Source organism: uncultured Brachyspira sp. (genome assembly GCF_944390845.1).
Classification (GTDB): Bacteria; Spirochaetota; Brachyspiria; order Brachyspirales; family Brachyspiraceae; genus Brachyspira; species Brachyspira pulli.
Map to the genome: position 1 here is coordinate 1 of NZ_CALXRM010000035.1, position 24911 is coordinate 24911.

Genomic DNA, 24911 nt, shown 5'->3' on the forward strand with positions numbered 1-24911 from the left:
TAAATTATGATACACCTATGTTATACTTTAAAAAACTAAGGAATACTTAATGCAATATGTCTGGCTCCTGTGCAAATTTATCATTTATATATTTTTAGTTGAAATAAAATCTTTTATAGTTATAATTGCTTTATATTTTTATGGTAAGGTAATGTATGTATTTAGAAGAAATAAACAGCCCTAGTGATTTAAAAAAATTAAATGTAGAAGAATTAAAAATACTATCTTCAGAGATAAGAGAATTTTTAATAAATAATGTATCAAATACAGGCGGACATTTAGGAAGCAATTTAGGCGTAGTTGATTTAACTATTGTGCTTCATTATTTATTTTCTTCTCCAAGAGATGCTTTTATATTTGATGTAGGACATCAGGCATATACTCATAAAATAATTACAGGAAGAAAGGATAAATTCCATACATTGAGAACTTATGGCGGAATTTCAGGATTTCCAAAAAGATGCGAATCAGAACATGACATAGAAGAAACAGGGCATTCATCTACATCATTATCATTTGCTTATGGTTTGGCATGTTCAAAAAATATATTGGGGCTTAGAGGCGATGTTATAGCTATAATAGGCGATGGAGCTATGACAGGCGGTATGGCACTTGAGGCTATGAATAATATTGCTCATACAGATACTGATATAATTATAGTTCTCAATAATAATGAAATGTCTATAGGTAAGAATATAGGTGCTATATCAAAATTTTTAAATACAACATTAAATGACAGTTTGATTCAGGAAGCTTCAGAAAAGGTTAGGGGACTTGTTTCTAATTTACCTTTCGGAGATATAGCCAATGAGTTTATAGACAGAGGTAAAGGTGCTATCAGAACTTTTGTTGCTCCTGGAATTGCATTCAGAGAAATGGGATTTAAATATTTTGGTCCGGTTGATGGGCATAATTATGAGGAATTACTTGATATATTCCAAAAAGTTAAATCTATAAGAGGCCCTAGATTGGTACAAGTTAATACTGTTAAAGGTAAAGGATACAAAATAGCAGAGGAAAATCCTTCTAAATTCCATGGAATTGCTCCTTTTAATATTGAAACTGGAGAATTAAAAAATAAATCCAATGCTAAAACATTTTCTAATCTTGCAGGCGAATGTATTGTAAATGCTGCAAAAGAAAATAAAAATGTTGTTGCTATAACTGCGGCGATGGAGTCAGGTACAGGATTAACAGAGTATGCAAAACTTTTTAAAGATAGATTTTTTGATGTCGGCATAGCAGAGCAGCATGCTGTTACTTTTGCTGTTGGTCTTGCTGAGAATGGAATAATACCTTTTGTATGCTTATATTCTACATTCTTGCAAAGAGGATATGATCAAGTTATACATGATATTGGAATAATGAATGCAAATGTTAAACTTATGATAGATAGGGCAGGATTAGTTCCGGAGGATGGAGATACTCATCAAGGAGTATTTGATGTTTCTTTTTTAAGAATTGTACCAAATATTACTATAATGGCTCCGGTTGGTGAAAAAGATTTCAAAGATATGGTGAAAAAATCTGTAGAATATAAAGGCCCTACAGTAATAAGATATAATAAATCATCTGTAAGAGAATTAAAAGAAAATATTGTTGCTGATAATTTTGAAATTGGTAAGGCTCATATCATTAGAAATGCTGGAAAAACTAATAATCTTATTATAAGTTATGGTCAAACTCTTATAGATATAGTTGATGCTGCTGATGATATGAACTTTGATGCTACTATACTTAATTTATCTACTTTAAAGCCTCTCGATGAAGAAACAATTTTAAATTTAGTAAGAAAAGCTGATAAAATTTTAATTATAGAAGAATCTATAAAGTCAGGCGGTATAGGAAGTGCTATATTAGAATTATTAAGTGATAATGAAATATATAAAACTGTAAAAATTCATGCTTTGCCTAATAAGTTTTTTGAAGTAGCTACTAGAAACGAGCTTTTGAAAATGTATAAGTTAGATAAAGAAGGAATAAAAGAAATTATATCTAAATATTTTTGATTTATAGTTTTATCTTTTTCTTTTCTTTAAGAAATTTTATAAACATATCTATCATTATTGGATCAAGCAATACATTATTTTCTAAGCATTCTTCTGTCATAAATTTTATTGCTTCTTTTTCTGTCTTTTTTTCACCATTTGTTAATGTATCATATAAGTCTATAACTTCCAATATTTTTGCAGGCAAATAAGTTAAACTTTGCAATGTTAATAAATCTTTATAATCATAAGATATTATATATTCTATTTGATGATTCGGATTTCTTTTCAATGCTGCTTTATATAATTCTGTAAAAAGACCATATCCATAACCATAATATTCATGATGTAGGGAAACGGTTAATGCTATTCCTTCAGAGCCTCTCATAAAATATTTAGCAAAACTATAATCTTTTATTGAGTGATTATCTTTTTCTTCACTGGATATTGGTATATAATCTCTTGATTTATTTAAAGTTATGTCATGCATTAAAATTCCTACAACAGTGTCTATAACTGTACTTGTTTCTATCTTTCTTATACCTAATTTAACATTGGAATCTAATGTATTTTTTATATCCTGTATATTATATAATTGATATATTCTCTCAGCATATTTATAGTAAAACTTTTTAAAATCTACTCTTATTTTATTAATGACACCTTGTTTTAATTTTTCATTAAAAAATACTATAGATTCAATTGAAGTTAAAAATACTCTATTTACATGACCTATTGTAGAATCGCTTTTCAATTCTTTCATAGTATCAAACATGTTTGTAGTTTCATATTCTTTTGTGGATATTATTATAGATATTTCTGATATGAGAAGCTGAATCATTTTAGATAAATTCATTATTTCTTCATCGTTGTTATTTAAAGTATTATTTTCTTTCTTCTTTAAATAATCTAAATATTGTAATCTTAATATGAATCCAATTTCTATAAGTATTTTTAATATTTCTTTTGCAGTGCTATTATCTAAGAAATTTTTATTATAATGTGTTAATTTCGCTACATATTGCCTTATATAAGCAGTAGCTTCTTTATTTGACATATTAATGATATTTTCAAGTATTGCTCTTTCATTATCAGCTAATTCTTTATTTGTAGGAACACAAAATTTAAATATGTTGTAGAACTCGTCAACTTTATTGCTCAAAATTTTACCTTAAATATTCTAACCAGTACATTCTATATACAGTTATTATAAACTATATATAGATATTTTTCAATGTATTTTTTTATATATTTTTAATTATCGTCAAAAAATATCATGATATTCCTAATTTTTTTACAGCTTCAGATATATGTTCTACTCCAATAACTTTTATACCTTCAGGATTTTTTATTTCTTTCAATGCTCTTTTAGAAATATATACTTCTTTTAAAGAAAATTTTTTCATTTCTTTTATGCGTCTTTCTATAAATCTTACAGGTCTTATCTCTCCGGAAAGTCCCAATTCTCCAATATATGCAGTTGTTCTTTGTATAGATATTCCGGACATACTTGAAGCTATTGCCATTGCTATAGAAAAATCACTTGCTGTTTCTTTAACATTAAGTCCGTTTGCTATATTGATATATACATCTTGATTCGATAAATTTAAATGTGCTCTTTTTTCTAATATAGCTATTATTATCAAAAGTCTATATTGATCATAACCTATTGTAAGTCTTCTAGGATAACCAAATGCACTGCTTCCAACTAATGCTTCTTGCTCTACGCAAAATACTCTGCTTCCTTCTATTACAGGAGTTATAACACTTCCAGCAAATACTGTTTCATTTAAACCTCTTGTAAATACTCTTGAAGGGTCTTTTACTTCCATTAATCCTTTTTCCGCCATTTCAAATATGCCAACCTCATCAACTGTTCCAAAACGGTTTTTTACAGCACGAAGTATTCGGTACATTACTTTATCGTCGCCTTCAAAATATAATACACAATCAACAATATGCTCTAAAATTTTAGGGCCTGCTATTGTACCTTCTTTGGTTATATGACCAACAAGAAATATTGTTATATTTTTTAATTTTGCAGTTTGCATTAAAGCCCAAGCGCAGTTTTTTATTTGTGCAGGGGAACCTGCTATACTATTAGTTGAAGGACTGTATATTGTTTGTATAGAGTCTATTATTGCTAGGGTAGGAGGTTCATCTAATAAAGTGTTTATTATATTATCACAATTTGATTCTGATGATATTAAAAAGTCTGAATCTGCAAGATCTAATCTGTCAGCTCTTAATTTTATTTGTTCAAGTGATTCCTCGCCTGTGAAATAATAAACTTTTTCATTTTTAGCTATATTTGAAGCAACTTGTAAAAGCAATGTGGATTTACCTATTCCCGGTTCACCTCCTATAAGAATAACGCTTCCAGATACTAAACCTCCGCCTAAAACTCTATTAAGTTCATCTATGTTGGTTGACATTCTTGTGCTTTCATTAGTTTTTATTTTTTTTATAGATGTTAATGGTGCTTTATCGGTAGCAACTGAAGTTTTTTCTCTTATACTTTTATTAACGTCGGCACTTGGTTCTGTAAATGGTTTTAAAGTATTCCAAGAACCGCAGGAAGGGCATTTACCCATCCAATTAATAGTGCTTTCTCCGCAATTATCGCATACAAATATAGTGTTATTTTTCTTAGCCATATTTTTATCAATTCTATAGTTTATTTATTTTATTATAATTTTTTTATTTCTTTTATTTCCCAATAAAAACCTTGTTCGCTATTTATATTTAGTAAATAAATTTACTAAATGCTCACAAGTTTTTTATTTCTTTAATTTATTTATAAAAAAATTATTCGCTATTTATATTTAGTAAATAAATTTACTAAATGCTCACAAGTTTTTTATTTCTTTAATTTATTTATAAAAAAATTATTCGCTATTTATATTTAGTAAATAAATTTACTAAATGCTCATAATTTTTTTATTTCTTCTATACTTAAATTTGTTAATTCACTAATAAGGTTTAAATCCATATTTTTATTTTTCATATTTCTAGCCATTGATATTTGAGTTTCTTTTATACCTTCTTCTCTGCCTTTTATTCTTTCTTCATTTAAAGCTAAAATATCAAAATAATTCTTTTCATATTCAGCATAATTATCAAATAAATCTTTTGTGTTTACAAATTTGTTATACTCATCATAAACTTCTTTCATTATAGGATTTTTTTTAACTAACATTTCCATAATATCCTCCATTTTTTCTTTAGTTGTTAAAAAATAAAACCAAGCATCTAATTCATCTGTAAGTTTTGAATTACTAGATAAATATTTAGGAAGTTCTAGGAAGTGCATTTCCAGATGATTAGTAAGTATATGATTAGTTTCTAATTCTTTTATTACATAACAGCTATGTTCTTTATCAATATCTTTTAATAAATTAAAGTCTAAAATATTAATAACTATAACTTGTTTTAAGTCATTATATTTTTCATTATTTCTCAGATTAGAAACATAACCTTTAGCCCAATAATATAAACTTCTATATACAAATGATTGATTTCCAACTCTTTGTATTTCTATTAAAACAGTTTCTCCGCTTTTTGTAATTGCTCTAACATCTACTATTGACTGTTTATCATTTATGGATTCTTTTAAATTAAAAGTATTAAGTACTTTTACTTCTTCAAAAGCCTCTTGATTGTAGTCCAATCTTACAGAATTAATGAGATTCTTTAAAATACGTTCATGTCCTTCTTTAGCAAACATATAACGCATAAAATAATCGTTAAGTACATTAATATCTTTTCTTTCATTCATAATTTTATTATAACAAAAGAATATAAATTGTCAAAGTAACCAATAATCATAAAAGCTTTCAAATATTATTCTGTTTTTTTATTAAACTTTTCAAATATTTGCTGTCTTCTCTTTTTATCTGAACTCCATAACATAAGTCCGAATACTATAATAGCAACAGGAAGCATTACTATATTAATGATTCTTACAAAGAGCTTAACTGTTTCAGGCACTTGATAAGGAGGATTATATATAGCTCCTTTTCTTCTTATGCTCATAAGTCCATTATCCCCAGCCATATAATCAACTAAATTCATTAAGAATATTTTATTAACAGTATAAGCACTGTTTTTAGCCATTTCATAAGAACCAACTACTATTACTTTTCCGCTTGTAGTAGAATTGATTCTGTTTATTCCGCTGTTAATATTGTTCTGAGTATTTGTAGATGCTGGTATATCTTTTCCTTCAAATGCACTATTCATTTTGCCTTCAAAAGAAGCAGCTAATAGTCTTTTTGATAATTTGCTTGCATCTGTTGGCATTCCTGTCATAGATGCCATAAAGTTTTCTGTTTCAACCCAGCTTTTATCGCTTGTATAAATCAATGGAGTTACTTTTATATCTGTATTATTTGTATTTGTTATTATTTCTGATGATATAGGAGCAAGCATTAAATTAATACTTTTAGTTATATCACTTTTAGCATTAATGTTTTCAGCTGCTATTAAAGGTATGTAGTACATTTTTTGTTCAGGCATACCTTGCTGTACTTGAGCTCTGTATGCACTATCATCAAATATCATATTAGTTGCTATACTAAAACCATAATTAGGAAGTATTTCATTTAATCTATTTGTAACAGGCATAAGTTTTGGCCCATACATTTGAGCATTTGGATCATTTTGATTTATTTCTACACCATTAAGCATAAATAGTACAGGTTTTCCGCTCATAATGAATTGGTCCAATTTATATAATTCATAATCAGTATAAGCTGTTTTACTTCCGGCAACTATTAATGCATCTATACTTGAAGGTATATCATTTAAAGATATATCAACCGCTTCAAAATTATAATTTCCTTGTATTTCAGTAACATATTCGCTTACACTGTCATAAGCATCATTAGGATTTCCTCCAAATTGAGGAGGTATAGTTATATAATTAGCTTCTTCATGTCCTTGAACATAACCTATTGTAGCTTTAAGTCCAAGCATACTGTCTATATTTTTTGATATTTCATTTTTTATTTCATCAAATGCCCCATATAATATATATGAAGTTGAAAGTTCTCTTATATCATTTCCATTTTCTAATACTAATGAAAAATATGCACTTCCTTTATTTGCTATAATATTTCCGCTAGGGTCTTTTATATCCTGCCATTCTATTTTTTTGATATTAAGTTTTTTTAATAGTTCTTCATTTTCTGCTGAAGGATTTGACATATCAACATGTATAAATTTTACTTTATTCATCAAGTCTTGATTAGCATCAGAAACAGCCTGCATAATTGAATCAGGTATTAATTCCATAGCACCTATAGGAAGAAGTTCATATATTTCAGGAGAAGAAATATAATAAACATTTAAATTGTTTTCTAATCTTGCTAACTTATCATTTTTATCCATTAATTTTCTCATAATAGTATCTATATTATATTCCAATCCTTCTGTTGATTGTACGAATGGTATTGTTTCTATAGAATCTCCATATATGAACGAAAGTCCCATATAAGCTACTTTAGTTTGAGTTTGATCCTTTTCTAATACACTTATTTGTGTTGGATTTATTCTGTATTGAGTAGCTAAATCACCATGTTTTGAAGCATCTACCACTTCAAAACTTATATTTTTACCGCCTGCAGATTTATATCCTTCAAATAAGTCTTTTATATATCTTTCATAAGTTGAAAAAGGAGGCGGAAGATTTGGGGTAACAAAAAATTTCACAGTCATAGGTTCTTTTAGATTTTTCACTAAATTTTTACTTTCTTTACTTAAAGAATATACTTTATCTTTTGTTAGGTCTATAATTGGTGTAAATTGATTAATTATTGCATTTATTAAAATTATAATTACTACTACTAATGAAAATGTGATAATTCTGTCTTTTTTCTTTGTCATTATATTACCTGCTAATAAATTTTTAAAAAATGATTGTTTATTATATATTTAAGAATATTATTTGTCAAAAATATACAGAAGTATAAACCTAAAAATATATTTTTTGTAATATTTTTTTGTAAGAACGCTTGACATTTTTATCTACTGTGCTATAATAACTATCACTTGCCGAGTTAGCTCAGTAGGTAGAGCAAGGGACTGAAAATCCCTGTGTCTAGGGTTCGATTCCCTGACTCGGCACATTCCTTTATTTTTCGCAATTCTTTAATCTCAAAAAATATCTATTTATATAAATTAATAACTTGTAATATATAGCTTTTTAATTTATTTTTATACAAAATATTTTTTATGGTGCATCAATATGGATATTGAAAAAGAAATTAATAATTATATTAACCCAATATATGAAGACAATCATATAATAGTTGCTGTAAAGCCTCCTAATATACCAACTCAAGGCGATATAACAGGAGATGTATCTTTTTTTGATAATATAAAAGATTATATAAAAATAAAGTACAATAAAAAAGGAAATGTATTTTTAGGTCTTGTACATAGACTTGATAGACCAGTATCAGGAATTATGGTTTTTGCTAAGACTTCAAAAGCAGCATCAAGATTAAGCGAGGCTATAAGAGATAGAAAATTTGAAAAAACTTATTATGCTGTTGTTAATGGCATACTTTTGGAGAAAGAGGGCAGACTTGAAAATTATCTTATAAAAAAGACAAATAAATTAGGCAATATTGCTCAGGTAGTTTTTGAAAATACTAAGAATGCCAAAATAGCCAAATTAAAATATAATGTTGTTAAAGAAGATGTAATTAAAAATTTGAGCTTACTTAGAGTTGAATTAGAAACAGGAAGATTTCATCAAATAAGAGTTCAGCTTTCCAATATAGGTCACACTATATATGGAGATAGGAAATACGGCAGTTATATAAAATATGATAGAGATGATGTTCCTTTGGCATTGTTTGCTAAAAGCTTGAAATTTCCTCACCCAACTAAAGATGAGGAAGTTTATGTGGAAGCTGAGCTGCCAAATTATAACCCTTGGAATATATTTTAAAAAAATATAAAAAAATACAAAAAAAATATATTTTACGCTTGACAAAAAATCAATTACATAGTATTATAATGAAACATTCAAACGAATGATAAGAAATACGGGCCAATAGCTCAGTCGGTAGAGCATCGCCCTTTTAAGGCGGTTGTCGAAAGTTCGAACCTTTCTTGGCTCACATAGAGTTCTTACAATTTATATAATATGCCGGTGTGGTGAAGAGGCTTAACACACAGGATTTTCATTCCTGCATGCGCGGGTTCGAAACCCGTCACCGGTTCATTTCTTTTACCATACTTGAAAAAGTGTGGTTTTTTTATGCCTTTTATTTTTCACTATACAGTTAATTAAGTTTATTTTTATTGATTATTAAATAATTATTTATTAAATTTGTTATACAAATATTTATATTATATAATGTTATTATAAATAAAATTAGGACTATATATGGAAAATTCAAATAATGAAAATAAAAAAGTAAAACAGCCAAAACTAAGCCTTAAAGAAAGATATAATGAAGATTTTTTGGAAGAAGCAGAAAATCGAAGAAAAAAACTTCAGTATCAAAGAATGCATGTCGGACAAATTAATAATCCGCGTCTTGAACATATGATTAAACTTCTTTATCAGGTACATCAAAACTATTATTTTGGATATTTTGAGGCTAGCTGTACTTTAGCTGGAAGTATGTTTGAACAATCTCTAATGATTTTGCTAGAAGAAAAAATGCAGGAAGAAGGATATATCTCTATATACAAATTTAATAATGGCAAAAAATATGAGGAAAAAATTTCTAATGTAGAAGATTTAGCTCAATGTAATATAGGTTTTTTGATATCAATAGTAAATAATTATAAGATGCTTCCAAAAAATGAATATAATTTAGCTAAAACACTTCAATGTATAAGAAATTGTATAGTACATGATATGCTTCCTCAATTTAGAATAAAAGGTAAATATTATGAGGCAGATTTGAAAATTAATTTAAGCTATGATACAACTAAAACTATAAGTATTTCTGTAGATGAGGTAAATACATATACCGCAGGACAAAGCTCAATAGAATTATGGTCATATTATTTGCTTACAAGAACAAGAGAATTAATAGATTTTCTATTTAAAGAAAGAGTAAAGAAATTTCCGCCAGATTTTTTATAATTGTACATAAAATAAAAGGGGACTATCTTTATAGCCCCCTTATTTATAATTTTATATAGAAATTATTTTTTATACTTTATTATTTTTCAACTTCAGCTTTATATTTGATTAAGCCTTGTTTTAATATTTCCATAGCTCTTTTTAAGTCTTTTGAGTCTAATGCATAACACATTCTAACTTCATCAACACCTAAACCAGGAGTAGCGTAGAAACCTTCACCAGGAGCAAACATTACAGTTTCACCATCAAGATTGAAATCTTTAAGCAACCATATAGCGAAATCCTCAGCATTTTTTACAGGAAGTTTAGCAAGTACATAGAAAGCACCTTCAGGTTCTTTCATAACTACTCCGTCCATTTTTGTGAGTTCTTCAAATAATATTTTTCTTCTGTTATCGTATTCTTTTCTAGCATCTTCAAAATAGTTTTCTGGTAAATCGTATAAAGCAGCAGCACCAACCATTTCAAGAGTAGGAGCTGATAATCTAGCTTGACATTCTCTAAATAATGCATTGCTGAAATTTTTATTTTTACTTATAACACATCCTATTCTAGCACCGCAAGCAGAGAATCTTTTTGATATAGAGTCAATTATAACAACATTTTCTGCTACATCTTTATATGTACCGAAACTTATAGCTTTTCTGTCACCATAAACAAATTCTCTGTAAACTTCATCGCTTATAATGAACATATCATGTTTTTTAGCAAGATATGCAATGTTATCAAGTTCTTCTCTAGTAGAAACAACACCAGTAGGGTTTGAAGGGTTAGAGAACATATACGCTTTTGTTTTTGGAGTAATATGTTTTTCTATTTCATCACGATTAGGAAGATGGAAGCCGTTTTCTGCATAAGTTCTAACAGCATTGCGTTTGATGTCTAATACATCATAAAAACTGTTATAGTTAGCATAATAAGGTTCTGCTACCAAAATTTCATCACCTTCATCAAATATAGCAAGCAAACTGAATAATAATCCTTCACTTCCTCCATTAGTGATGTTAATTTCATCTTCTTCGTAATGAACACCTAATTTATCATAATATTGTTGAATTTTATTGATAAGCGGCTTCATACCTCTTGAATGTTCATATTTAAGGGTTTTACCTTTATATTTAGAAATAGCTTCTAAAAATACGCTAGGTGTTTCAATATCAGGCTGACCAATATTAAGATGGTATATTTTTATACCTCTTTTTACTGCATCTTCAGCATGTGGATTTAACTTTCTTACAGGCGAAGTTTTTAGCCTCTGAATTCTTTTAGATATATCCATATTCCTCTCCAATATTTTTATATATAGTAATCTAAAAAAATAAGATATATCAAACTATAAAAATTGTCAATATATCTATATAACAAAATTAATAATAATAAACATTATTTTAATATATAATTATTAAATCTGTATCATAAATTAACAAATAAAGTGAAAATAAATCATAACTCTACAAAATAATTTTATTATATAATAAAATATTTCATATATTGATTAAAGATGTTTTTTGATATAGAATGAATAATAAAAAAAATTAAATAGAATATATGCATATAAGACAATTTATTATAATATTACTAACAGCATTATTATATATTCCGTTACACCCATTTGGCGGAAAGCCCATAAAAATAGAAGAAGTAAGACCATACTATACAACTGATGATACTGCTAAGATAGAGGTTTATATTTATACCAATAAAGGTGATAATACTAATTATAATTATTTGACTTTTACCATAGCCGATGCAATAGCGAATCAATTAGAATATAATAAAACTATAAAATTACAATCAGCAACAAATTATGAAATTACACCAAACAATTTTGAAAAAGCTTATGATTATAAAGTATTCAAATTTACAAATGTAACATATACAAGCAGTACTAAAGGTACAAATATCACTATTCGTACTAATTATGAATATTCTACTTATACAAACTGGGGAGATGTGCGAAGTAATGTAAAATTAATAACTCCGGAAACACCTGGGTTCGTATTGCAAACGAATGAAATGATTTTTGAGCATAATGGTTCTAATATTATACTAAGAGGTACTAATGATTTTGTTCAAAAAGTTGATATTGGTAAAAACTATTATGAGTATTCTGGGGACGATATAAAAAAGTATGTGTTTACTAGAAATACAGATGTAGCTATATTTGGAACTGTAGAATATAAAAGGCCTAATATTGAAGTTGTAACGTATATAGCATATATAAAGTATAAGAAAATAGTTTCATATTCTCTAACTGTACCGGAAGCTAGAATTGATGAGCAAATACCTAATTACGCATTAGAAATAGCTAATAGAATAAGTTATGTGGATAAAACAGGGATAATAGCTATAGATGTAACTCCTCCGGATTCATTTGTTTATGTTGATGATGTTTTTATAGGAAAGAGCGGAAGTACTTTATATGTTCCGGCATTAACAACTAATAGTCATAGATTTACAATAAAAAAAGAAGCTTATGAAACAATTGATACTATGCTTTCATTTGAAAATCCTAATGAAAATGTATTATTGCAGTTTTCATTGACAGAAATGACAAATAGGGCTAGGGTACAGATAAATATACCAGGAGAAGAATCAAGTTCTGTAGTTATAAATGGCGTAAAAGAAAGTCCTACAAATACTATAAACAGATATTTTGGATTTGGTACATATTCATTAAAGATTACAAATACCAATTATATAGATTATTATGGTACTTTTACAGTAGATAGTACTAATGCCTTATATTTAACTCCTAATATGAAAAAGTTTAAAGAACCAACTTTAGCTGATAAAATATTTAAAAACTATGAAAGAAATACAAAGATATTTTTTGGTTTAACAATAGCTTCAGCAATATTTTCTATAGGAACTTATGTATATGCCGGTGAAATATTAGATTCTACTATGGTAGATTATTATAATAAATATCAAAATACAGCCAATAGGCCTCCAGTAGATTTGAGAAATTACAATACAGCAATGAATATATATATAGCTGGAATGGCATTGACGGCAGCATTTGCTGTAACTACAGGTATATATTATATGCTTTGGATAAATGAAAACAATTTTGCTGTAGAACAGTTATCTTTTAATGCAGGTTATGGCTCTGCCAATATTATGTATTCTTGGCGGTGGTAACAATATTTCTTCTATAAAAACAAATAAATAACATTATTTTTTGAAATAATATTTGACAAAAGAGTATTATTTACTATACTACTAATAATAATGTATTTTAGGAGTTTTAATATGCTTAATATTATTTTTATAGGAGCTCCTGGTGTAGGCAAAGGAACTCAATCAGCTTTAATAGAAAAAGACTATTCTATCGTACATATTGCAACAGGCGATATGTTAAGAGAAAATATTGCCAATGCTACAGAATTAGGCAAAACAGCCAAAACTTATATGGATAAGGGAGAATTAGTTCCGGATAGTTTGGTTATTAATATGTTAAAGGAAAGAATAACAAAAGATGATTGTAAAAATGGTTTTATGTTAGACGGCTTTCCTAGAACTATAGAGCAGGCAAAAGAATTATCAAATATATTAGATAGTTTAAATTATAAAATAAGCAGTATTGTTTATATATATGCTGATGAAGAAATTATTATAGAAAGACTCTTAAAAAGAGGACGTGCTGATGATAATGAGGAAACTATCAAAAATAGATTGAAAGTATTTGAAAGTCAAAGCAAGCCTGTATTAGATTACTATGAAGGAAAATTAAAAATAATAAAAGTAAAAAGCGGAAGAGGCGAGCCGGAAGAAGTTTATGCTAAAATAAAAGCAGAATTGGATACATTATAATTTTATAAAAGAATATATTTTTTATATAAGGCTGCAGTATTTAACTGCAGCTTTTTTATTTTCATGTAAATTTTTTAATTAAATAAAAACATTACTCAAAATTATTTTTATAATATATATTCCGAAAATCTAAAAAACGACACATCAAAAAAAATTATTAATTTATAGGTTTTATAAATATGTCTGAAGAAAACAATATAAACAACAGTATTGAGAATAATGATATCGAAAACAATAACGAAGAAATTGTTTCCGAAAATGCTCCAAGAAAAGTTGTAAAGAAAAAAATGATAGTTAAGTCCAAGAATAAAGAAAATATCAAAGACTTAGATTTATCAGCTTATGGAGCTAGAAGACAATCAAGAATATATGCGGTTATGTCTTTATATTCTTATGAAATAAATGATAGAAAACCTAGTATAAATGAGATTTTAGATTTTGATTATGATAATAAAATACCTGAAAATATATTCTCTTTTACTAGAACTTTGGTAGAAGGTACTATAAGAAATTTAGAAAGAATAGATAACTTAATAGAAAAATATTCTAATAACTGGGATATAAAGAGAATACAGTATGTAGATAAATCTATAATTAGAATATCTATATATTCTCTAATATTTTTAAAAGACATACCAAAATCTGTAGTTATAGATGAGGCAGTCGAAATTGCTAAAATATTTAGCGATAAAGATTCTTATAAATTTGTTAATGGGATTTTAGATGGCATACAAGAAGACGACATACAATAGAAGACTAGCTAAATATAAAAATCTTCAAATGGTGGTTTTTATATTATGCATAGGAGCTTTAGGTTTTATTGCTATAATATCTTTAAATGTAGCAATTATGCAGGGTAAAGTAAAATTGAATTCTCAAGTAGTAGATGAATATACCTTAGCTAAGGAATATTATAAAAATAAAGATTATAATAAAGCTAAGTCTATATTAAAAAAAGAAATAGAAACTACTATAGACCCTAGAAAACAATATGAAGCTAATATACTTCTTGGACAAATATATAATGAAACAGGAGATTATGATTCTGCTATAAAAGTATTTAATACTATGACTAATTCCTTATATTTAGATGAAAAATTAAAACATAATTTAGGAATATCATATTTAGAAAAAGAAATGTATGATGAGGCATTAATATCATTAGAAAATTCATTAGCAATAAACACTAATTATATACCTAGCTTATTAACTTTGGGACGTTTCTATATGGAAAGAGATTTACCTCGTTTGGCCAAAGGTTATTATGAGAGAGTATTAGCTTTAGAAGATAATGATGAAGCTTTATTTTATGTTGGATTAATAGCACTTAATGAAGGTTTTCAAAGTGTAGCTTATGATACTTTAAGTAAATTAGTTAGAAGAAGCAAAAGCGAATATGCTGATAAGGCTGCCACTATTTTAGGTGATATATATGTAATATCAGGTGATACTGACAGTGCTATAGAAATGTATTTAAAGAGTTTAGTTAACTCTGATACAAAACCTGATTCAGTAAGAAGACTTGTAAAAATATATGAACAAGTTGAAGACTATGATGGTATAAAAAAAGTATATGAGCAAATATTAGAGCAGAATCCTAATGATATTGATACGATACTTGCATTAGGTGAATTGTATGAAAAAGAAAATGCTTATGACAGAGCAATAAAATATTATTTGAAATTAGTAAGAATGAAAGATTATACCAATACTTATGAAGCTACTGGTTTGCTTGCCAATGCTTATTATAAAGGAAGTATGCTTAAAGAAGCTGAAGCTAATTATAAAAAAATAATAATGGCTGACAATAAAGATGAATTATATAAAACAGCATTAGAAAGACTTGGGGATATAACATATAGACAGAAAAACTTTTTACCATCTCTTAAATATTATCAAGAGATATATAAATTAGAAACTAATAATACTATATTTATGCCAAGACTTGGAGAATTGGAATTATATTATGGTAATTCAGATAAAGGTATTAAATTATTAAAAGATTCAATAGAAGCAGATGTTGGAAATGCTTTTCCTAGCAGAACGCTTGCTATTTATTATGAGAGTATAGGAAATAATAATGAGGCATTAAATTATTACAATTATACACTTTCAAAATATCCGAAAGATAGAGAAAGTATATATAGAGCCGGAATGCTTTATTATAAAACAAAAGATTATGAAAAATCAAAAGAATCTCTGCTAATTGCAGCTAATGATGAAAACAATACAGTGCTTGTTAGAGAGAATGCTTGGATAACGCTTGCTACTATGATGGAAGAAATACGCTCTTATAATGATGCTTCAACTTATTACAGACAATTAGTTGAAATGTCTCCTACTGTTGAGAATTATATATTATATGGGGCATATTCTTACAGAAGACTTCAGTATAATGATGCTATATATGCTTATAATGAGGCTTTAAACTCTGCTACATCAAAGAAAGATATGTTTGATATTAATTTAGCTTTGGGTAAATGTTATTACAGAATGAATGAACTTGATAATGCAGAAGAAAGTTATAGAAATGCTTTGGGTTATAATGGAAGCGATTCTCAAGCTAGAGATGGTTTAAGACAGGTTTTAACTAAAAAAGAACTTATGTATAATAATTGATTTTAATTGTTTGTTTGTAGGCTAATTTTAATTCTACAATTTACTTTAAGGGGCTTAAATAAAGCCCCTTATTGGTTTTAAATTTTTTAATTATAGTTATTTATTTTATGTTATATAAAAAAGTATTAATCTATTTCTTTAATAACTTTAAAGAAATTATTAATAGATTTTTGAGATATTAAATTTTGTTCATAGTATTCTATTATATTATTTTTTAATAAACCAGAAGATAATGCATCTTTATTATTTTTATCTATTTTGTATTTTTGTCTATCTGTATCATCAAATAAATCTTCTATTGTGATAAAATCAGAATCTATATCTTTTATTTGTGTTATTTTCAAATTAGTGTTTTCTGCCAATTCTCTAAACTGATCAGCTGAATCATCACCATCTATTAATAAAATAGGGTATTCCGATAATTGACATAAAGAATCTATTATATTTTTTTTCCTTTTCTCATCATTTGGTCTTCCAATTCCATTAATAGGCATAAATGCAATATTACTCTCTTTATTTTCTATATGCTCCATTAATATTTTGAAAGCTGTAAAATAATTATAATCTGTTATGCCTTCAACATATATAATTTTAGTATTTCTGGTAATATCAATATGTTGTACCCCAAAAGCATTAACTATCTTTTCTAATGTATCTACTTTTCCGTAAGTTGCAGAGAAATCATTTTCTATTTTTACTCCTATATAATCTTGTTTTCTTTCTACTATTTTTAATTCATCTAAATAATTAATGTCTGCAAAATATGGTATTTGTATAGATGTTATTATTGTAACGCCATTATCTTTTGCGAATCTTTTTAGAAAATTTCTAAGGTCTTTTATTAAAGGTACAGATAAATGCTGTTCCGGTTCATCAATAATAATTATATCTCCTTTTTTTAATTCATTATTATTTATGGTATTAAAGAATAAACTGAAAAACCAATTAAATCCTTCAGATTCATTTTCTAAATTTGTAAGTCCGTTTTTAGTTTCAAAATATATTTTTATAAAATATTCATCTAATGATATTTTAAAAGTATATTCATTATTTGATTTATACAGATCATTAAATTTTTTTGATATAGTATTTTCCAAAAGTTTATTTATTTCATTTTCTATTTGTTTTGTAAATGCCACATCTGATAATATATCATTGTAATTATTTAATAAGTAATCGTACATTTCCATATTATTAGTTGATTTAAATAAAGAGTATAAAAAACTGGAATTATCTAAAATATTTTTTGCTTTAAATTGATAGCAATCTTGATAATTTCTGTAGCATTGTATTATAAGTTCTTTATTGTCTATATTTTTTTTATGAACATATACATTGGAATTTACACAATCAATTTCTTTTAATATATTTTCAATTTTTTGTATATCACTATTATTGATTATATTTTCATTGAATACAAAGTCATAATATTTAGAAGTTTGATTTAATTTGTAATATTGAGTATTAAGAAGGCTTGTTAATAATTTTAATTTATCTGTATTATTATCATATTTAGAAATTATATCTAACATTGATGATGCTGTATAATCTAATATATCTTCATTAGTATATTCTTCTTTTGTATTATTAGCATTTCTATAATTGTATTCATAAATTGGATATATAGTTTGTTCTTGCTGTAAATAATTATTTTCATTATTGGAATTAGTTTGATATATATGATTTATTAATTTTGTTAAATAATTTTTATCAAAAACAATATTATTTATATTTTCTTTTAATAGCTCCCATACAATAGAATCATTTTCTGCATGACCTTTGTATTTTAGTCCTATATCTGTTTCAATGAATATATTTAACTCTGCCTTACATGATATAAATCCTTCTATTTTTGGATTATCTTTTTTACCTTCTATACCGCCTTTAAATGTTTTTTCTATTGCTTTTAGTATATTAGTTTTACCAGAACCATTGGCACCTATAATACTTATTAAAGCTCCTTGTTCTAAATCGCCATTAAGATATAATCTACCATATTTTAATTCACATTCTTTATTTTCAGAATCTTTATTAACTATTATAGGGTTAATATTTCTAAAGTTTTTGATTGTTATATACCTTTTCATAAATGTCTCCTTAAATAATAGAAATATTTTGTGCAGACATATTATAAATTATTTTTATTTTTTCAAGTTTTTTGTTTTATAGTTTTATTAAATAAAATAGTTAAAATAAAAAAGGACTGTAATTTTCTTACAGCCCTTTATTGTTTTTATTAATATATAACTTATTTATTTAATTCTTTTGATAATTCAGCATATCCGCCGTTTTTTAAATAATTAATATTTTTGAAGCCTAAATCAATCATTATTTGAGCAGCTTGTCCGGCACGGTTTCCTGATTTACAATGTAATAGATAAGTTTTATTTTTATCTAATTTAGATACTTTAGTTTTGAAATCAGCAGCTTTGAAATCTATATTAACAGAATTTTTTATAGCTCCTGTTTCTTTAACTTCTGCTGGTGTTCTAACATCTATTACAGTAATAGATGGATCAGATTTTAATAATTCTACTACTTTTTTAAGTTCTAAACCGTTTGCTTTTCCTTGAGAATATGCCTGCAAACTCATAATTAATAGTGTAAAAATACTTAAAGAAATAATAATGTGTTTTCTCATAATAAAAACTCCTAATTTAATTAAACTTATTATAATAATAACACTTTAAATATTATAGTCAATGAAATTTGGTAAATATTTTTATATAAGGGATAGGGGTATATTATAATGTGAAATCTCTAGGATCATCAAAATATTTTATTAAACTAAACATCATTAAACTTTTAAGAGTAGGAACAACAGAATCGTCTAAATTTATCATGAATAATTTAACTTTAAGAGATTGAAGATTTTTATATAATTTAAGGATTTTAGCTATACCAGCACTATTGATTTCTCTAACATTTTTCATATCAAGTACAACAGCAGGCATTCTAATATTACATGCTTCATCTGAATCTTCTATAAATTGTTTTATTTCATCTGGAGTGGAAAGATTGGCTTCCATAACTATGGATATGTATTCGTTATTAAATTCTATAGCCAAAATCAATATCCTTTTATAAGAAATAAGTTTATAAAAAGAATGTGGGCAGGGAGGGATTCGCACCCCCGTAGACTCACGTCGACAGATTTACAGTCTGCTGCCATTGACTGCTCGGCCACCTACCCATATTAATTTGAAAACGTGAGATTATAATAGCATGTATAAATAAAAATGTCAATAGTTATTATTATTTTTTTTATATTTTTGTATCTTTTTATTGTATAATGATGTATAATTACTATATAGTTTGTTTTAATGGGGATTAGAATGCGAAATATTCTTGCTATAATGATTGTAATTAGTTTTTTAGTTTTTTCTTGCAGTTCGGCTAAATATAAGCTAGAAAAAAAGACTTCTGGAAATAATTCTTTTGAAACTGCTCAAAAGATTAATAAAGATGGAATAACTGGACAGTTGGAAGGGGATAAGGTAGATTATTATTATTTTACTGTTGAAGACAGTACTAAAATTATAGATTTTTATGTATCAAATTCAACTTATTCTCCTGTAATAATGACTTTATACGATTATCAAACTAATATCATAAAATTGATAAGCGAGCCGTCTACAGAAAAAGATAATATCAAAGAAACTAATACGAATGATATATCAGATGATACCAATGCTACTGTTGCTTCTAATAAAAATGTAGAAGATATTATATATTCAACTCAAATAATGAAAGGAATATATTTGAAAGCTTCAAGCAATCCTGATGAAAATAAATATTATATATCTATAGCCTCAAAAGAAGATGTAAAAGAAAATATTGATTATTCTTTTATTTTACAGAAAAGAGACTATAAAGAAAGTGATGAAATAGAGCCTAATGATAAAATTTCAGCTGCTCAAATAATAGATGTAAACAGCGATAACAGACTCTATACTATAGAAGGATATTATGGTCAAACTTATAATCCTACATTAAAAACCGGCGATTTAAAAAATATGGAAATAGACGCTTATAAAATAACAAACAGTTCTTTTAATACTTATTCTATTTCCATAGAGCTTTCAGGAGTTCCAGCTATTGATGCTAGTATAAGACTTTATGATCAAAAAGGTAATTGGATAACTATGAAAGACATTAATAATACAGGAGATGGAGAAACAGTTGATAAATTAATACTATATCCTTATATGTCTTATTATTTTATATTGGCTACTACAAATGCAGTTAATAATATACCTTATAGAGTAAGCATTATAGCTAAGCCTTTCGATAAATATACAGAACATGAACCTAATAATAAACCTCAAGAGGCTCAAACTATAGAATTTAATCAAACGTATAAAGGAGCTATAGATTATTCTTATGACAGAGATTATTATAATTTCAGCGTACCTATAAGATCCAGTGTTAAAATTTCTTATTTCTTAATAGATTCTCAGGCTATTAATATAAGTATTTCTAATGATGTTTTAGGAAAAATTGCCTCAATGCCTCAAACAGATGATGAGCAGGTAATAAGTTTAGGACAGGGAAGATATTATCTTATATTTGAAAGAGATTTGACTAAAGAAAAATGGAGAAAAGGTTATTCTAAAGCTAGAAACTATGAATTTACTATGAGTGTTTCTAATGAAATAAGCGGCGATTATAATTATGGTTATTATGATGATTTGTATAATAATACCAATGCTTATGAAACAGATTATTATAATTACAGTAATAATTATTTAAATAATGAAGATAATGTTGTTCAGGAAGAAACATTTGAAGAAAATTTGGAAAGCAATTTCAATAATACTAATAATGTAATAATAATAAGACCAGAAGATTATAATTCTGAATATTATTATTACAGCAGTGAAGAATATACTAATGAATATACTAATACTGAAGAAGGAACTACTAATAATAACACAGAAAATGATGAAAATGTGTATAGATTAGATGATAATAATGATCAGTATTATGAGAATTAATTATTTTTGCTATTGCTAAAGAATATATTTTATAATATACTATCTTTTAAGTGTAAATTTGTTTTATAAACATGTAAAATATAATTTAAAAAGACGGTTTGTATGATAAAGAAATTATTTAATAAGAAAAAAGAACAATCTATTTCTGAATCTGTATCAGCAAATACTGAAAATAAAGATAGTAAGAAAAAAAGAAAATTTAAAAAAAGATATATTCCTTTAATTCTGCTTTTTATATTAATTATAGGAGTTGTAGGAGCTAGAATATATTTTAATAATGAGAGAGTAAAGAATCTCATTCAGGATATTGTATACTCATCTATGAATAGGAAATTAGAAATAGGTGACTTTAGTTATGGCTTATTATTTCCAAAAGTAGAAATGAGTAATGTTGTTCTTTATAATTCATCTAATTTTAATAATGAAGAAAATATAAAATTGGATAATTTAAGAATAAAATTTTCATTGTTTTCATTATTCTTTTTGAAGCTTCATGTTCAAGATATAACAATTGATAATTTATATGTTTATATGTTCACCGATGAAAGCGGAAATTGGAATCTTCCGGATATGCCGCCTTCAGAACCTAAAGTAAAAGATACAAATAAAGAACCATTTGATATAAGTAAATTAGATTTTCTTAAATTAAAGGCTGAAGTAGAGAATGTAAGAATAAATAATTTGGCATTCAAAGCAGATAGTAAGTCTTTTTTAACTAATAAGCCTAATAATGGACTTATAGCAAGTTTAAGTAATTATAATCTTCATTTGGATTTGCATAGTAAGAGATTTTCTTTATCTCAAGTTATGGGTGTAAGAGCTCCTGAAGTTTTAAAAGATATTTATTTAAAAAGCTTTATCAGTAATAGTTTAGCCTATAATGATGCCAGTATTTATTTTAATGATAAGCCTTTATTTAATTTAGATGTATCATATCCTAAGGAAGAAGACGGATATAATAAAGATGAAATAATAATAAGATTTGATTTTGAAATAGATGAGCCTGAGTTTAAATACAATGGTAAAAAAAGAGATGATATGCAGTTTGCAGCACATTTGCTTGCTAAATATAATATAAAAACTCAAAGTTTATCTATAGAAAATTTATCTTCAGAACTTTTGAAAGATGAGATACTTAAAGTTGTAGCATCAGCTAATCAAATATTCGGAAGCAATATAGGAGTGAATTTAGATACTCTTTATGCCAGACTTAATTTAAATAAGATAAATACTTTAATTCCTATGTTTGTCCCTTCTTTAGGTATAAATGTAAGCGGTATGGTTAATGTTGATGCTGAAAAGAGCAGCGGAACTATTAATAATTTAACAAATACTATACATATTGCTTTGGATAAAGTGAATATGTCTATGGGAAAAACTATAAATTTAAATAATTTAAACTCTAAAACTACAGTGGGTTTTACTTTCAATCCTAACAGTATTTCAAGCGAGGATATAAGATTAGATCATAAAACTACTATTGATAGAGTTACAGCTCTTAATAAATATAGATTTAATAATACAGATGTATCTTTTAATGTTTTATCATCTTTAAATGGAGCTTTAGGTGTTGCTTCAGCTATAAGCGACCCTAATAAAACAAGCGATACTGTAGTTCATATAGAAAATATATCAACAAAATATTTAAATACATCTGATATTATTGTTAATGGAGATGTGAAGTTTAAAGAACCTACAGATTTGAATATAAAAGTAAGTTCTTTGCCTATAGTTCATTTTTCAGGCGGTATAGCTAGAGGTTCTCTTAATTTAGATGTTAATGTTTTTGGAAGAATGATAAATGATATTAATGCCAGTGTTAATGGTGTTATAAGGAATTTTTCTTACAATTTAGCGGGAGAAGTTTCATCAACCGCCACAGCTAAAGTTAATGTTGAGGCTAATGCTAATTTACTTACTCAGGCAATAGATGTTTCAGCATTGAATTTGGATTTGGATAATTTCCTTAACTTTAGATCGAATTTAGATTTGGAAGGTATGGGATTAACTGGAGGATTTGTTAATATATCCACTTTCAGAATAGCACCTTATGCTATGAAAAGATGGCTTTCTCCTAAGTTTTCTGAAATATTAGACAGTTTGCCTTTTGAAGATGATATAAAAATGACAAGTGCTCTTGGATATGATTTATCTTTAGAAGATACTTTTGCTACTGTAACTAATTTCAGTATTTTCTATGTAACAGAGAAACAGTACAATCTTCAAGACGTTACTATGAAAGTAGATGCTGATGTTAATTTTGGTGAAAATTTATATGCTAATATAAGAGAATTTAATTTACAAAGTCCTACTAATAAATTAAAAGTATATGTAGACGGATATTTCACTCCTGTTATAAAGAATGCTAATTTAAATTATAATGTTGGACTAGATACAGACAGCTTATATCTTCCTTTTGGTATAGAGATAGGCGGATTATTTGATGTTAATGGTAATTTGAAGAATAATATAGCTAATGGAGTATTTAAAACAGATAAGTTTTTTGCCAATATGGATTCTCCAGATAAGATGTCTATAGTATTAAAAGGACTTACTTCTAATATAGATTATCATTTTGATTTGACTCCTACTAAAAACGAAACTTTAGTTACAGCTACAAGATATACTCCTCTTATTTCTCAGGTACCTAACATATACTTTGAGCAATTAAGGGTTTATTTGAAAATACCTCCTTTTGTAGATGATAGTATAAGAATAAGAGATTTTTCTTCTTCTATAAAAGTTCAGGGACACGGAGTTACAATACAGGATTTGAAATCATCACTTTATATAGGCGGTGAAAAATTCGATGATAATTTATTCTTAGCTTCTATATCTAATAATACAGCTCCAAGAAGGGGTGCTATACATGCTCCTTGGATTAATGTTGATTTGGGAAGTTTCAATACAAGCACCATAAAATATGATATGCGTGTTTTGGCTAGTGATATAAACTTTAAATATTTGCTTACACCAGAAAACAGAGAAAAGATTAACGATGAAAAATTATTGGTTAATTTAACTGCTGATGTGGCAGGCGTTGGTATAAGTCCTTTGAATAATATAAGACCTACTACATTCTTTGTTGGTATAAGTAAGATGTCTACCGAATTTTCTAAATTCTTAATAGAAATGATAAGACCTATTAACCCAGGTATATCTACAGTTGAAAATATTGTTCAATTCGGTTATGACCCTAACTCAGTAGAGTTTAGTATATCTGCTAATAAGGTATTCACAACATTCTATTTTAGAGATCAGAATTTGGATAAAGCTAGTCAGCAAAAACAGCAGCTTATAGCATTTGAAGGCGATAAATTCGGACTTGAACCAATGCCTTTTTCTGATGTAATATCATATTTGGAAGGTAATTAATTATAT

17 protein-coding genes and 4 tRNA genes are annotated in these 24911 nt (G+C 26.6%); 12 read left to right on the forward strand and 9 right to left on the reverse strand.

The genetic code is table 11. The annotated features are described in order from the left end of the window. The first annotated feature begins 155 nt into the window (after positions 1-155). Positions 156-2009 (forward strand): 1-deoxy-D-xylulose-5-phosphate synthase, encoded by a 1854-nt coding sequence (dxs, locus tag Q0K52_RS08295; protein ID WP_297298400.1) that lies wholly within the window; start codon positions 156-158, stop codon positions 2007-2009. 1 nt (position 2010) lies between these two features. Here dxs and Q0K52_RS08300 read toward each other — a convergent pair whose 3' ends face one another. The 4 genes from Q0K52_RS08300 to Q0K52_RS08315 form a co-directional block, all read right to left on the reverse strand. After that, on the reverse strand, positions 2011-3150 hold the full coding sequence (locus tag Q0K52_RS08300) for a hypothetical protein (protein WP_297298402.1): 1140 nt from the start codon (positions 3148-3150) through the stop codon (positions 2011-2013). Between the two features lie 112 nt (positions 3151-3262). Then, positions 3263-4645 carry a DNA repair protein RadA gene (radA, locus tag Q0K52_RS08305; protein ID WP_297298404.1) on the reverse strand — a complete coding sequence of 461 codons (1383 nt, stop codon included), beginning with the start codon at positions 4643-4645 and terminating at the stop codon, positions 3263-3265. A gap of 272 nt (positions 4646-4917) precedes the next feature. After that, complete coding sequence (locus Q0K52_RS08310) at positions 4918-5766, reverse strand: Rpn family recombination-promoting nuclease/putative transposase (protein ID WP_297298406.1); 849 nt, start codon at positions 5764-5766, stop codon at positions 4918-4920. Positions 5767-5831: 65 nt separating this feature from the next. After that, positions 5832-7874: a GldG family protein gene (locus tag Q0K52_RS08315; protein WP_297298408.1), complete on the reverse strand. Its 2043-nt coding sequence runs from the start codon at positions 7872-7874 to the stop codon at positions 5832-5834. Positions 7875-8041: 167 nt separating this feature from the next. On the opposite strand from Q0K52_RS08315, the gene Q0K52_RS08320 reads away from it, so the two are divergent. From Q0K52_RS08320 to Q0K52_RS08340, 5 genes are all read left to right on the forward strand, one after another. Then, a tRNA-Phe gene (locus Q0K52_RS08320) sits at positions 8042-8114 on the forward strand. Positions 8115-8235: 121 nt separating this feature from the next. After that, on the forward strand, positions 8236-8946 hold the full coding sequence (locus tag Q0K52_RS08325) for an RluA family pseudouridine synthase (protein ID WP_297298410.1): 711 nt from the start codon (positions 8236-8238) through the stop codon (positions 8944-8946). Between the two features lie 99 nt (positions 8947-9045). Then, positions 9046-9118: transfer RNA gene (locus tag Q0K52_RS08330), tRNA-Lys, on the forward strand. A gap of 28 nt (positions 9119-9146) precedes the next feature. Beyond that, positions 9147-9220: transfer RNA gene (locus tag Q0K52_RS08335), tRNA-Glu, on the forward strand. Between the two features lie 167 nt (positions 9221-9387). After that, positions 9388-10098, forward strand: coding sequence for a hypothetical protein (locus tag Q0K52_RS08340; protein ID WP_297298411.1), 711 nt, complete (start codon positions 9388-9390; stop codon positions 10096-10098). 79 nt (positions 10099-10177) lie between these two features. Here Q0K52_RS08340 and Q0K52_RS08345 read toward each other — a convergent pair whose 3' ends face one another. Further along, positions 10178-11377, reverse strand: a complete 1200-nt coding sequence (locus Q0K52_RS08345; RefSeq protein WP_297298413.1) for a pyridoxal phosphate-dependent aminotransferase — start codon at positions 11375-11377, stop codon at positions 10178-10180. A gap of 269 nt (positions 11378-11646) precedes the next feature. Here Q0K52_RS08345 and Q0K52_RS08350 point away from each other — a divergent pair, with 269 nt between their 5' ends. The 4 genes from Q0K52_RS08350 to Q0K52_RS08365 all read left to right on the forward strand — a co-directional run bounded on the left by Q0K52_RS08350 (position 11647) and on the right by Q0K52_RS08365 (position 16533). After that, complete coding sequence (locus Q0K52_RS08350) at positions 11647-13242, forward strand: PEGA domain-containing protein (protein ID WP_297298415.1); 1596 nt, start codon at positions 11647-11649, stop codon at positions 13240-13242. 111 nt (positions 13243-13353) lie between these two features. Then, the gene (locus tag Q0K52_RS08355) at positions 13354-13914 is read left to right on the forward strand and encodes an adenylate kinase (protein WP_297298417.1); all 561 of its coding nucleotides are present in this window, start codon (positions 13354-13356) and stop codon (positions 13912-13914) included. Positions 13915-14093: 179 nt separating this feature from the next. Continuing rightward, a complete protein-coding gene (nusB, locus tag Q0K52_RS08360; protein ID WP_297298419.1) occupies positions 14094-14666 on the forward strand; it encodes a transcription antitermination factor NusB in 573 nt (190 codons plus the stop codon). Further along, a complete protein-coding gene (locus Q0K52_RS08365; protein WP_297298421.1) occupies positions 14638-16533 on the forward strand; it encodes a tetratricopeptide repeat protein in 1896 nt (631 codons plus the stop codon). The genes nusB and Q0K52_RS08365 overlap by 29 nt, the downstream gene beginning before the upstream one ends. Positions 16534-16658: 125 nt before the next feature. Here the strand turns inward: Q0K52_RS08365 and Q0K52_RS08370 are convergent, their stop codons facing one another. From Q0K52_RS08370 to Q0K52_RS08385, 4 genes are all read right to left on the reverse strand, one after another. Beyond that, positions 16659-18620: an AAA family ATPase gene (locus Q0K52_RS08370; RefSeq protein ID WP_297298423.1), complete on the reverse strand. Its 1962-nt coding sequence runs from the start codon at positions 18618-18620 to the stop codon at positions 16659-16661. Between the two features lie 161 nt (positions 18621-18781). Next, positions 18782-19174 carry a rhodanese-like domain-containing protein gene (locus Q0K52_RS08375; protein WP_297298425.1) on the reverse strand — a complete coding sequence of 131 codons (393 nt, stop codon included), beginning with the start codon at positions 19172-19174 and terminating at the stop codon, positions 18782-18784. A 103-nt stretch (positions 19175-19277) separates the two neighbouring features. Then, positions 19278-19601 carry an STAS domain-containing protein gene (locus Q0K52_RS08380; protein WP_297298427.1) on the reverse strand — a complete coding sequence of 108 codons (324 nt, stop codon included), beginning with the start codon at positions 19599-19601 and terminating at the stop codon, positions 19278-19280. Positions 19602-19643: 42 nt separating this feature from the next. Next, a tRNA-Tyr gene (locus tag Q0K52_RS08385) sits at positions 19644-19726 on the reverse strand. A 142-nt stretch (positions 19727-19868) separates the two neighbouring features. Here Q0K52_RS08385 and Q0K52_RS08390 point away from each other — a divergent pair. Then, positions 19869-21530 (forward strand): peptidase, encoded by a 1662-nt coding sequence (locus tag Q0K52_RS08390; RefSeq protein WP_297298429.1) that lies wholly within the window; start codon positions 19869-19871, stop codon positions 21528-21530. Positions 21531-21632: 102 nt separating this feature from the next. Continuing rightward, a complete protein-coding gene (locus Q0K52_RS08395) occupies positions 21633-24905 on the forward strand; it encodes an outer membrane assembly protein AsmA (RefSeq protein WP_297298430.1) in 3273 nt (1090 codons plus the stop codon). Positions 24906-24911 lie beyond the last annotated feature (6 nt).

What these genes read in the sequence shown, in the direction of transcription:
- dxs (WP_297298400.1), top strand. Translation starts at nt 156, where the DNA reads ATGTATTTAGAAGAAATAAACAGCCCTAGTGATTTAAAAAAATTAAAT.
- radA (WP_297298404.1), bottom strand. Translation starts at nt 4,645, where the DNA reads ATGGCTAAGAAAAATAACACTATATTTGTATGCGATAATTGCGGAGAA.
- Q0K52_RS08310 (WP_297298406.1), bottom strand. Translation starts at nt 5,766, where the DNA reads ATGAATGAAAGAAAAGATATTAATGTACTTAACGATTATTTTATGCGT.
- Q0K52_RS08315 (WP_297298408.1), bottom strand. Translation starts at nt 7,874, where the DNA reads ATGACAAAGAAAAAAGACAGAATTATCACATTTTCATTAGTAGTAGTA.
- Q0K52_RS08325 (WP_297298410.1), top strand. Translation starts at nt 8,236, where the DNA reads ATGGATATTGAAAAAGAAATTAATAATTATATTAACCCAATATATGAA.
- Q0K52_RS08340 (WP_297298411.1), top strand. Translation starts at nt 9,388, where the DNA reads ATGGAAAATTCAAATAATGAAAATAAAAAAGTAAAACAGCCAAAACTA.
- Q0K52_RS08345 (WP_297298413.1), bottom strand. Translation starts at nt 11,377, where the DNA reads ATGGATATATCTAAAAGAATTCAGAGGCTAAAAACTTCGCCTGTAAGA.
- Q0K52_RS08350 (WP_297298415.1), top strand. Translation starts at nt 11,647, where the DNA reads ATGCATATAAGACAATTTATTATAATATTACTAACAGCATTATTATAT.
- Q0K52_RS08355 (WP_297298417.1), top strand. Translation starts at nt 13,354, where the DNA reads ATGCTTAATATTATTTTTATAGGAGCTCCTGGTGTAGGCAAAGGAACT.
- nusB (WP_297298419.1), top strand. Translation starts at nt 14,094, where the DNA reads ATGTCTGAAGAAAACAATATAAACAACAGTATTGAGAATAATGATATC.
- Q0K52_RS08365 (WP_297298421.1), top strand. Translation starts at nt 14,638, where the DNA reads ATGGCATACAAGAAGACGACATACAATAGAAGACTAGCTAAATATAAA.
- Q0K52_RS08370 (WP_297298423.1), bottom strand. Translation starts at nt 18,620, where the DNA reads ATGAAAAGGTATATAACAATCAAAAACTTTAGAAATATTAACCCTATA.
- Q0K52_RS08375 (WP_297298425.1), bottom strand. Translation starts at nt 19,174, where the DNA reads ATGAGAAAACACATTATTATTTCTTTAAGTATTTTTACACTATTAATT.
- Q0K52_RS08390 (WP_297298429.1), top strand. Translation starts at nt 19,869, where the DNA reads ATGCGAAATATTCTTGCTATAATGATTGTAATTAGTTTTTTAGTTTTT.
- Q0K52_RS08395 (WP_297298430.1), top strand. Translation starts at nt 21,633, where the DNA reads ATGATAAAGAAATTATTTAATAAGAAAAAAGAACAATCTATTTCTGAA.